This is a genomic window from Micromonospora sp. NPDC051924, assembly GCF_055586005.1.
On record NZ_JBVJJA010000096.1, the window covers coordinates 1 to 10,284 of the forward strand.

A 10,284-nucleotide genomic window follows, 5' to 3' on the forward strand; every position below is an offset into this window, starting at 1 on the left:
TCCTCTTTCTCCTCCCCTCCTCCCCCCCCCCCCCCCCCCCCCCCCCCCCCCCCCCCCCCCCCCCCCCCCCCCCCCCCCCCCCCCCCCCCCCCCCCCGGTGCCGGTCAGCGCTCGACGACGAGCCGGTGGGCCCGCAGCAGCCGGGCCCACCACGGTCGCCGGCCCGGCGTCAGCGCGGGCGCCCGGACCCCGCGCAGGCTCACCCAGCCGCCCGGTCCCATGCGTACCGTGTTGATGGCCGGCGGCCGCCGCCGGGCCACCACCGCCACGGCGGCGGTCAGGGCGGCCACGGCGAACGCCCCGGCGGCGGCCGCGACGAGCTGGTCCGGGTCGACCACCCGCCGGTACCGGACCCGCCCGCCCTGCAGGACGAACGCGCCCACCGGCCGGCCCTCATGGGTCACCGGCACCAGCGCCGCGACCGGCGTGCCGGGCAGTTCCAGCACCGGGCCGACCGGCCCGGGCGGTGGCGCCGGGGCCGGCGGCGCGGCCGGCGCCGGCCGGGGGACCGGGGCCACCGGGGTGAGCCCGGTCGGGTTGAAGATGGCGGTCATCGTGCTGCCCTCCTAACGGGAGTCGGACGTGCCGGTGGTGGATGCGACGGCCGCCCGGCCGGCGGCCAGCCGGGCGATCGGCACCCGGTACGGCGAGCAGGACACGTAGTCGAGCCCGGCCGCGGCGAAGAACGCCACCGAGTCGGGGTCGCCGCCGTGCTCCCCGCAGACCCCGACGGTCAGCTCGGGGCGGGCCGCCCGGCCCTCGGCGACGGCCAGCCGGACCAGCCGCCCGACGCCTTTCGCGTCGATGCTCTCGAACGGCGACACCGGGAAGATTCCCCGTTCCAGGTACGCCCCGAAGAACGAGCCCTCCACGTCGTCGCGGGAGAACGCCCAGGTCGTCTGGGTCAGGTCGTTGGTGCCGAAGGAGAAGAAGTGCGCCTCGCCGGCGATCTCCCCGGCGGTCAGCGCCGCCCGGGGCACCTCGATCATCGTGCCGATCGGGATCTCCGGCGCGCCGTCGACCTCGGCCAGCACCCGGTCGACCTCGACCCGCACCGCGGCGAGCTCCCGGACGTCGCCGACGAGCGGCACCATGATCTCCGGACGCGGGTCGCCGCCGGCCCGGATCCGTTGGGCGGCCGCCTCGGCCACCGCCCGGACCTGCATCGCGAACAGTCCCGGCACGACGAGGCCGAGCCGTACGCCGCGCAGCCCCAGCATCGGGTTGGCCTCGTGCATCCGGCGCACCGCGGCCAGCAGGGTCGCGTCCCGGCCCGGGTCCTCGCCGCGCGCCTCGGCTCGGGCCACCCGGGCGGTCAGCTCGGCCAGCGGGGGCAGGAACTCGTGCAGCGGCGGGTCGAGCAGCCGGACCGTCACCGGCAGCCCGTCCATCGCGGCGAGGATGCCGACGAAGTCGGCCCGCTGCAACGGCAGCAGCGCGGCCAGGGCGGCCGCCCGCTCGGCCGGGCCGTCGGCCAGGATCAACCGCTCCACCAGCTGCCGGCGCTCGCCGAGGAACATGTGCTCGGTGCGGCACAGCCCGACGCCGCGGGCGCCGAACCGTCGGGCCCGCCGGGTGTCCTCCGGGGTGTCCGCGTTGGCCCGGACGCCGAGCTCGCGGACCGCGTCGGCGTGCCCGAGCAGCCGGTGCACCGCGGCGACCAGGGGATCCGCCTCCGGGCTCAGCTCGCCGGCCAGGTAACGGGCCACCGGGGACGGCTGCACCGGCACCGCGCCGAGCCAGATCCGGCCGGTGGTCCCGTCGATGGAGATCACCTCGCCGGCCCGGACCACCCGGTCGCCGACGGTGAACTCGCCGCGCTCGGGGTCGATGTCGAGCGACTCCGCCCCGCACACGCAGGTCCGCCCCATGCCCCGGGCGACGACCGCGGCGTGCGAGGTCTTCCCGCCGCGGGAGGTGAGCACCCCGGTCGCGGCGATCATGCCGGGCAGGTCGTCCGGGTTGGTCTCCCGGCGGACCAGGATCACCGGGTCGGTGGCGGCCGCGGCGGCGGCCGAATCGAACACCACCCGCCCGACCGCGGCGCCCGGCGAGGCGCCCACCCCGACGGTCAGCGGCTCGGAGGCGCCGGCGAGGTCGAACGCCGGGAACATCAACTGGGCCAGCTGCGCCCCGGTGACCCGGGTGAGCGCCTCGTCGGCGGTGATCAGCCCTTCGTCGACCAACTGCGCGGCGATCACGAACGCGGCCGCCGCGGTCCGCTTGCCGACCCGGGTCTGCAGCATCCACAGCGTGCCGCGCTCGATGGTGAACTCGATGTCGCACAGGTCCCGGTAGTGCCGCTCCAGCGTCGCCATGATCTCCCGCAGCCGCCGGAAGCTGACCGGGTCGATCCGTTCCAGCTCGGGCAGGGGAAGGGTGTTGCGGATCCCGGCGACCACGTCCTCGCCCTGCGCGTCGGCCAGGTAGTCGCCGTACACGCCGGGGGCGCCGGTCGCCGGGTCGCGGGTGAACGCCACCCCGGTGCCGGAGTCCGGCCCCAGGTTGCCGAAGACCATCGCCATCACGTTGACCGCCGTGCCCAGGTCGTCCGGGATCCGCTCCTGCCGCCGGTAGATCCGCGCGCGCTCGGCGTTCCACGACTCGAACACCGCGCGGATCGCCAGGAAGAGCTGCTCGTGCGGGGCCTGCGGGAAGTCGTGCCCGACGTGCCGGGCGAAGATCTTCTTGTACGTCTCGACCAGGTCGCGCAGCTGCCCGGCGCTCGGCCCGCCCGGCCCGGCGGTGGCCCGTACCGCTGCCAGCTCGTGCTCGAACTCATCGGCCGGCACGCCGTGCACGGTGCGGCCGAACATCTGGATCAACCGCCGGTACGAGTCCCAGGCGAACCGCTCGTCGCCGCTGCGCGTGGCCAGGCCGCCCACCGTGGCGTCGTTGAGCCCGATGTCGAGGATGGTCTCCATCATCCCGGGCATCGAGTAGCGGCCGCCGGAGCGCACCGCGAGCAGCAGCGGGTCGCCCGGGTCGCCGAGCCACCGGTCCAGCCGGGCCTCGATCTCCCGCAGGTGCGCGTTGACCTCCTCGAACAGCCCGGCCGGCGGCGATCCGGTGGCCAGGAACGCCCGGCAGGCGTCGGTGCTGACGGTGAACCCGGGCGGGACGGGCAGCCCGAGCCGGGTCATCTCGGCCAGGTTGGCGCCCTTGCCGCCGAGCAGGTCGGCCCGGCTCCGGTCACCCTCGATGAAGTCGTAGACGTACTTCGGCATGGTCCGGCCTCCTCGGCTGCGTCGTTCCCCCTTCTTGGTAGCGGGGGGGCCGGCCGCCCCGGCAGGGCCGGACGGGACGCGTGCCGGGCCGGAAGTCCCGAGCCTGTCGGTGGGTCCGCGTATCCTTCCGGCCGTGACCAGTGAGGTGCGGCTCCGCCCGGTGCGCGACGACGACCTGCCCGTGTTCTTCGCGCACGAGCAGGACCCGCAGGCCAACTGGATGGCCGCGTTCGGCCCGAAGGATCCGGCCGACCGGGCCGCGTTCGACGCGCACTGGGCCCGGATCCGGGCCGACGGGCGCATCGTCAACCGCACGGTGACGGTCGACGGCGAGGTGGTCGGCCGGGTGGCCGCCTTCCCGGTCGACGAGCGCACCGAGGTCAGCTACTGGATCGACCCGGCCCGCTGGGGGCGCGGCCACGCCACCGCCGCCCTCGCCGCGCTGCTGCGCGAGCTGCCGCACCGGCCGGTGCACGCCCGCGCCGCGAAGGACAACGCCGCCTCCCTCGCCGTGCTCCGCAAGTGCGGCTTCGTCGTGATCGGCGAGGACTCCGGGTACGCCAACAGCCGCGGCAAGGAGGTCGAGGAGTACGTGCTCGAACTGCCCGCCGACACGGCTGACCAGCCCGACCACTAGTCTCCCCCGGGTGAACTGGCTGGAACTCGTCGGCTGGGCCGGCTCCGCGCTGCTGGTCTGGTCCCTGCTGCAGACGCGCATCCTGCGGCTGCGCGCCCTCAACCTGGTCGGCTGCCTGGTCCTGATCGGCTACAACGCCGCCGTGCACGTCTGGCCCATGGTCGGGCTGAACGTGGTGCTCGCCGTGATCAACGTCTGGTACCTGCGCAAGCTGCTGGGCACCCGGCACGACGAGCAGACCTACCAGGTGGTCGAGGTGGGCACCGGCGACGCCTTCCTGGCCCACACGCTGCGGGTGCACGCCGCCGACATCGCCCGGTTCAACCCGGACTTCCGCTGGGACCCGGCCGGGGACCGCTCGGCCTTCCTGGTCGTCCGCGCCGACGAGGTGGTCGGCGTCGTGGTGTCGCACGCCGAGGCCGGCGGGGTCGCCCAGATCGACCTGGACTACGTCACCCCGCCGTTCCGCGACTTCACCCCGGGCGAGTTCGTCTACCGGCGCAGCCGGCTCTTCACCGACCGGGGTTTCCGCCGAGTGGTCAGCCCGCCCGGCATGGTCGCCCCGTACTACCACCGGCTCGGCTTCCGCCCCGAGGGCCAGGCGTACGTCCTGGACCTGCCCGCGACGGCCTGACGGGAGCTCGGGCCCGAGAGGATTCAGCGGGCCGTCGGCGGGGCACAGAGGGGCCTACGCCGGCCGGTCCCCGGACGGCGACCGGTCGGCCGCGGTGGCCGGCCCGGGTCGGGTCGAGAGAGAGAACCGGGCGTGCAGAGCTACTGGAGCCAACTGGCCCTGGTCGGAGTTCTGGTGATCGTCAACGCGGCCTTCGCCGGCAGCGAGATGGCCCTGGTGTCGCTGCGGGACAGCCAGCTCCAGCGGCTGGAACGCGGCAGCCGCGCCGGCCGGACCCTGGCCCGGCTGGCCAAGGACCCGAACCGGTTCCTGGCCACCATCCAGATCGGCATCACCCTGGCCGGCTTCCTGGCCTCCGCCGCCGCGGCGGTCTCCCTGGCCAAGCCGCTCGTCCCGCTGCTGGGGGTGCTGGGCGACGCCGCCGAGACGGTCGCCATCGTCGCGGTCACGCTGGCGTTGACCTTCGTCACCCTGGTCTTCGGGGAGCTGGCGCCCAAGCGGATCGCCATGCAGTCCGCCGAGCGGTGGGCGCTGGTCGTGGCCCGCCCGCTCGACCTGCTGGCCACCCTCACCCGGCCGGCCGTCTGGGCGCTGGGCGCCACCAGCGACCTGGTGGTACGCCTCTTCGGGCTGAACCCGAAGCACCAGCCGGACGAGATCGGCCCGGACGAACTGCGCGACATCGTGGCCGGCAACCACGGCTTCACCAAGGAGCAGCGGACCATCATCGCCGGCGCGGTGGAGATCGCCGACCGGCAGCTGCGGGCGGTGCTCGTACCCCGGTTGCAGGTCTTCACCCTGGACAGCGGCACCACCGCGGAGGCCGCCCGGCTGGTCCTCGCCGCGACCGGCCACTCCCGGGCGCCGGTGGTGCGGCACGGCGGCCTGGACGACGCGGTCGGCGTGATCCACCTGCGCGACCTGGTCGGCGTCCCCGACGACCGGGCGGTCGACGAGATCGCCCGCCCGCCGATGCTGCTGCCCGACTCGCTGCCGGTGGTCGACGCGCTGCGCCAGTTCAAGGCGGAACGCCAGCACATCGCCCTGGTGGTGGACGAGCGCGGCGCGGTGGACGGCATCGTCACCCTGGAGGACATCCTCGAGGAGATCGTCGGCGAGATCTACGACGAGACCGACCGGGACCTCAGCTCGGTCCGCACCGAGGAGGACGGCACGCTGGTCCTGCCCGGCACCTTCCCCGTGCACGACCTCAGCGACCTCGGCGTCGAGCTGCCCAACCGGCCGGCCGGCGACTACACCACCATCGCCGGGCTGGTGCTGATCTGCCTCGGGCACATCCCCACCGTGGCGGGGGAGAGCGTGCGGGTGGACGGCTGGGAACTCGCGGTCGGCGGCGTCGAGTACCACGCCATCACCGAGGTGCGGGTCCGCCGCCGGGCCCGGCGGAACCGGCACGACGGGGCCGAAACCGAGGACGCCGACGGCGTCGACGCCCCGGCCCTCGACGGGGCCCGCAGCTGATCCGGCGCCTCAACCCGCCCCGCCCGCCCGGCCGAACGGGAAGCCGGGCACCGGCGGGAGGAGCAGCACGGCGTCGGCGGGGTACTGGTGGGTGCTGCGGCCCAGCACCCGCGCGGCCGCGCGGAGCAGCCACGGCCCCGACGGGTGCAGCTCGGGTCCGATCAGCCGGCTGGTCACCCGGGTCCACCAGTGGCCGGCCACGATCACGTCGGTGATCCGCAGCCGGTCCGGCGGCCAACCGCCCCGGACCACCACGTCGACCACCCGACCCAGCCGCCGCCCGTGCAGGTCGTACGCGGTCCGGCCGAGCAGCTCACCCGCTCGCACGGTGCGACCCCGGGATCCGGTCGACGAGGTGCCGGCGCAACCAGGACTCCACCGGCGACGGCGGCAGCTCGCTGGCCGGGCAGCGCAGCCGTACCGCGCTGTCCAGGCGCGCGACCTGGGCGAGCGGGACGCGCAGCGGCGGCACCGGCGGTTCGTCGGTGAACCGGTCGGCGACCGCCACCAGCAGCCGGCCGATCCGGCCGCCGATCCGCTGCCCGAGCGCCCCCTGCCCGGTGAGCAGGCAGTCCACGTACGGGAAGCCGTCGTCGTCGACGGTGAACGCGATGTCGTCGACCCGGCCGACCAGCCGGCCGTCCACGTCCACGATCTGCCGGTCGAGCAGTTGCTTGGCGAGCTGGACCCTCATCGTCCCATCCTCGTGATGATCGCCAACGGGATCGCCGCCACCGACGCGGCGACGATGAGCAGCAGGAACAGCGCGCCGAGCAGATTCATCCACCGCCCGTTGACCCGGTCGCCCAGGTAGTTGCGGTCGTTCGCCACCACCAGGATCGGCAGGTAGGTCAGCGGCAGCACCACCGCGCTGAGTACCAGCATGTACTCGGTCAGCCGCACCGGGTCCACGGTCGTCATCAGCATCAGCACCCCGAACAGCACGCTGACCAGCAGCACGCTGTGGAACCGGGCCGCCTCCCGGGGGCTGACCCGCTTGCCCCACTGCCAGCCGAAGTACTGGGCCGCCGCGTACGCCGCGGACAGGCCGGTCTCCAGGGCGGCGCCGAAGGTCACCGCGAAGAAGGCCAGCACAGCGACCGCCAGCCCGGCCCCGCCCAGCGCGGTCGCCACCGGCCGGGCCACCTGGTCGAAGGTGTTCAGCGACGTCCCCGACGGGTGGTACGCCACCGCTGCGACGGCGATCAGCGACAACGCCAGGAACCCGCCCACCGGGAAGCCGATCAGGACGTTCGACCGGGCGTGGGCCAGGTCCCGGGCGCTCCAGTTCTCCTCCACCCCGCCGGAGGAGAAGAAGAACACCTCGTACGGGCTGACCGTGGAGGCGAACAGCGCCACCGCCACGAACCAGTACACCGACCAGCCCTGGCCGGCGGAGCTGACGTGCAGCGCGCCGTGCCCGAGCCGGGCCCAGTCGGTCGGCAGCGCGAACAGTGCGACGGCGAAGACCAGCAGCGCCAGCCCGGCCAGCCCGAAGACCCGCTCCATCAGCTCGAAGCGCATCCGCCACAGCACCAGCCAGACCGCCACCGCGGCCACCGGCACCCAGAGCAGGTAGCTCAGCCCGGTGGCCAGCTGCAGCGCCAGGGCCACCCCGCCCAGCTCGGCGGCGAGGGTGATCACCGTGACCAGCCAGGACGCCACCAGATTGAGCAGCGCGACCCTCGGCCCGAGCCGCTCCCGGACCAGGTCGAACACCGCCCGGCCGCTCACCGCCGCGATCCGTCCGGCCATCTCGGCGTACGCGCAGATGCCGAGCACGCCGACGAGCAGCACCCAGGCGTGGGCCATCCCGAAGCGGGCGCCGGCCTGGCTCGCCGCCACCAGGTCGCCGATGTCGACGAAGCCGCCGATGGCGGAGAGGATGCCCAGGGTGGCGGCGAGGAGCTTCCTCACGTCGGGTCGGGGCCGGGTGGTCTCATCGACGCGACGATATCCGCGCTGGACGCCTCTTTTCGGGCGAATCGACCAGGCTGCCGGGTGGCCGGCCCGGATCAGGCGCCGGTGAGGTTCTGCAGCCGCACCTGGCCGCGCGACACCAGCCGGCCGCCCTCGTCGGTGATCTCCACCAGCCAGAGCTGCTGGCTGCGCCCCCGGTGGATGGGGGTGCCCACCGCGGTCAGCTCGCCGTCCCGGACCGCGCGCAGGAAGTCGGTCTGGTTCGACACCCCGACCACCTTGCCCTTGTCGCCCAGCCAGAGCGCGCCACCGATGCTGGCCGCCGTCTCCACCACCGAGCAGTAGACCCCGCCGTGCTGGATCCCGTACGGCTGGTGCAGCTCCGGGCGAACCTGCCAGCGGATCACCACCCGGTCCCCGCTGACCTCGTCGAACTTCAGCCCCAGCAGGGCGACGAAGCCCCCGGTCAGGTCCGGCATCTCCACGGCGGTCCCTCCTCGCGCTCGACGGCGCCGCCAGCCTAGTCGCCGCCGCCGTCGGCAAACCCGGTACGGGTCGGGGCCGCGGATGGGGGAGAATCGGTGACCGTGACCGACAGCAACCTCCCGCACGGGCGGGACTCCCTGACCGACGACCTGCGGTGGCGGGGCCTGATCCAGGACTCGACCGGCCTCGACGAGCTGCGCGCGCTGCTCGACGGCGGGAGCGCCACCTTCTATGTGGGCTTCGATCCGACCGCCCCCAGCCTGCACGTCGGCCACCTCATGCAGGTCACCACCGCGCGCCGGCTCCAGCTCGCCGGGCACCGGCCGCTGCTGCTGGTCGGCGGCGCCACCGGGCAGATCGGCGACCCGAAGGAGAGCGCCGAGCGCACCCTGAACCCGCCCGAGGTGGTCGAGGGGTGGGTGCGGCGGATCCATGACCAGCTTGCGCCCTTCGTCTCGTACGAGGGGGAGAACGCCGCCCGGCTGGTCAACAACCTGGACTGGACCGGCGAGATGTCCGTGGTGGAGTTTCTCCGGGACGTCGGCAAGCACTTCCCGGTGAACAAGATGCTGGCCCGCGAGGTGGTCAAGGCCCGGCTCGAGACCGGCATCAGCTTCACCGAGTTCAGCTACCAACTGCTCCAGGCCAACGACTTCTTCGAGCTGCACCGCCGCCACGGCTGCCAACTCCAGTACGGCGGCTCCGACCAGTGGGGCAACATCACCGCCGGGGTCGACTACATCCGCCGGCGCGGCGCCGGCCCGGTGCAGGCGTTCACCACGCCGCTGGTGACCAAGTCAGACGGCACCAAGTTCGGCAAGACCGAGGGCGGGGCGGTCTGGCTCGACCCGGAGATGACCAGCCCGTACGCCTTCTACCAGTTCTGGCTCAACGCGGACGACCGGGACGTCACCCGCTACCTGCGCTACTTCAGCTTCCGCTCCCGGGAGGAGTTGGAGGAGCTGGAGAAGGCCACGGCGGAGCGCCCGCAGGCGCGGCTCGCCCAGCGGGCCCTCGCCGAGGAGCTGACCGCCCTGGTGCACGGCGAGCGGGAGATGGCCCAGGCGGTCGCGGCGAGCCAGGCGCTCTTCGGCCGCGGCGCGCTCGACGAGCTCTCCCCGGCGACCCTTCGGGCGGCGCTGACCGAGGCCGGCCTGGTCCACCTCGACGAGCTGCCGGACGTTGCCGGCCTGCTGAAGGAGTCGGGCCTGGTGCCGAGCATGAAGGAAGCCCGGCGGGTGATCGCCGAGGGCGGTGCCTACGTCAACAACACCCGCATCTCGGAGGTGGACGCCACGGTGTCGCCGGCGGACCTGCTGCACGGCCGGTACCTGGTGCTGCGCCGCGGCAAGCGCTCCTTCGCCGGTGTTGAGCTGCGCAAATAGCCGTACGTCGACAGTGTGACGCGGGACGCGTCCAGCGGATTTGACGATCAAACCGCTGGGCGCGTAACTTTTCCTCTGCCAGCGCGGAACGGACGAAACAGGGTGAAAGACCTGGGAGGCCGGAGCGCAGGACCTGGAGACGGGCGGTGCCCCGGATCTGCCGGGAGGCGGATTTGGCGAGGCGAAACCGACCGGGTAAGGTTATCGGCCGGCAGGGAAACGGACGAGCGAGCGGGAAACCGCGGCGGCCGTCCTGCTGAAATCCTCGGAGCGTCCGACGGAAGTCGGTCGAATAGGGGTGCCCGGAAAAGGGGTGGAAGCACGACAAACCGCGAAACACCGGTTTGACACGGCAGAAACCACCGGGTAACGTAGTAAAAGTGCCCGGCGCGAGAGCGGCGGGGGCGGTTGGACGAGATGCCCCGGATGGGGGTTCTACGGTAGTAGGGCTTCTGGATGGTGTGTGGTTGTTCTTTGAGAACTCAACAGGGTGCTTGATAAGCCAGTGCCAAT

At 73.5% G+C, this 10,284-nt stretch carries 10 protein-coding genes; 4 read left to right on the plus strand and 6 right to left on the minus strand.

All coding sequences use genetic code 11. The annotated features are described in order from the left end of the window. Positions 1 to 104 precede the first annotated feature (104 nt). Both ACZ6S5_RS34480 and ppdK read right to left on the minus strand, forming a co-directional pair. The gene (locus ACZ6S5_RS34480) at positions 105 to 554 is read right to left on the minus strand and encodes a hypothetical protein (protein WP_466006481.1); all 450 of its coding nucleotides are present in this window, start codon (positions 552 to 554) and stop codon (positions 105 to 107) included. Between the two features lie 12 nt (positions 555 to 566). Beyond that, on the minus strand, positions 567 to 3,227 hold the full coding sequence (gene ppdK, locus ACZ6S5_RS34485) for a pyruvate, phosphate dikinase (RefSeq protein ID WP_466006482.1): 2,661 nt from the start codon (positions 3,225 to 3,227) through the stop codon (positions 567 to 569). 133 nt (positions 3,228 to 3,360) lie between these two features. Between ppdK and ACZ6S5_RS34490 the strand changes: the two genes are divergently transcribed. The 3 genes from ACZ6S5_RS34490 to ACZ6S5_RS34500 all read left to right on the plus strand — a co-directional run bounded on the left by ACZ6S5_RS34490 (position 3,361) and on the right by ACZ6S5_RS34500 (position 5,980). Then, complete coding sequence (locus tag ACZ6S5_RS34490) at positions 3,361 to 3,864, plus strand: GNAT family N-acetyltransferase (RefSeq protein ID WP_466006483.1); 504 nt, start codon at positions 3,361 to 3,363, stop codon at positions 3,862 to 3,864. A 10-nt stretch (positions 3,865 to 3,874) separates the two neighbouring features. Beyond that, complete coding sequence (locus ACZ6S5_RS34495; RefSeq protein WP_466006484.1) at positions 3,875 to 4,498, plus strand: hypothetical protein; 624 nt, start codon at positions 3,875 to 3,877, stop codon at positions 4,496 to 4,498. A gap of 132 nt (positions 4,499 to 4,630) precedes the next feature. Further along, a complete protein-coding gene (locus tag ACZ6S5_RS34500) occupies positions 4,631 to 5,980 on the plus strand; it encodes a hemolysin family protein (RefSeq protein ID WP_466006485.1) in 1,350 nt (449 codons plus the stop codon). Positions 5,981 to 5,989: 9 nt separating this feature from the next. On the opposite strand, the gene ACZ6S5_RS34505 is transcribed toward ACZ6S5_RS34500, so the two are convergent. From ACZ6S5_RS34505 to ACZ6S5_RS34520, 4 genes are all read right to left on the minus strand, one after another. Beyond that, on the minus strand, positions 5,990 to 6,307 hold the full coding sequence (locus tag ACZ6S5_RS34505) for a PRC-barrel domain containing protein (protein WP_466006486.1): 318 nt from the start codon (positions 6,305 to 6,307) through the stop codon (positions 5,990 to 5,992). Further along, entirely contained in the window at positions 6,294 to 6,674 is a 381-nt protein-coding gene (locus tag ACZ6S5_RS34510) for a hypothetical protein (protein WP_466006487.1), read from the minus strand. The genes ACZ6S5_RS34505 and ACZ6S5_RS34510 overlap by 14 nt, the downstream gene beginning before the upstream one ends. Further along, positions 6,671 to 7,897 (minus strand): NRAMP family divalent metal transporter, encoded by a 1,227-nt coding sequence (locus ACZ6S5_RS34515; protein ID WP_466006488.1) that lies wholly within the window; start codon positions 7,895 to 7,897, stop codon positions 6,671 to 6,673. Before ACZ6S5_RS34515 ends, ACZ6S5_RS34510 begins: the two co-directional genes overlap by 4 nt. Positions 7,898 to 7,995: 98 nt before the next feature. After that, the gene (locus ACZ6S5_RS34520; RefSeq protein WP_265010774.1) at positions 7,996 to 8,379 is read right to left on the minus strand and encodes a PaaI family thioesterase; all 384 of its coding nucleotides are present in this window, start codon (positions 8,377 to 8,379) and stop codon (positions 7,996 to 7,998) included. Positions 8,380 to 8,487: 108 nt separating this feature from the next. Between ACZ6S5_RS34520 and tyrS the strand changes: the two genes are divergently transcribed. Beyond that, on the plus strand, positions 8,488 to 9,771 hold the full coding sequence (gene tyrS, locus ACZ6S5_RS34525) for a tyrosine--tRNA ligase (RefSeq protein ID WP_466006489.1): 1,284 nt from the start codon (positions 8,488 to 8,490) through the stop codon (positions 9,769 to 9,771). Positions 9,772 to 10,284: the final 513 nt, after the last annotated feature.

What these genes read in the sequence shown, in the direction of transcription:
- ACZ6S5_RS34510 (WP_466006487.1), bottom strand. Translation starts at nt 6,674, where the DNA reads ATGAGGGTCCAGCTCGCCAAGCAACTGCTCGACCGGCAGATCGTGGAC.
- ppdK (WP_466006482.1), bottom strand. Translation starts at nt 3,227, where the DNA reads ATGCCGAAGTACGTCTACGACTTCATCGAGGGTGACCGGAGCCGGGCC.
- ACZ6S5_RS34520 (WP_265010774.1), bottom strand. Translation starts at nt 8,379, where the DNA reads ATGCCGGACCTGACCGGGGGCTTCGTCGCCCTGCTGGGGCTGAAGTTC.
- ACZ6S5_RS34480 (WP_466006481.1), bottom strand. Translation starts at nt 554, where the DNA reads ATGACCGCCATCTTCAACCCGACCGGGCTCACCCCGGTGGCCCCGGTC.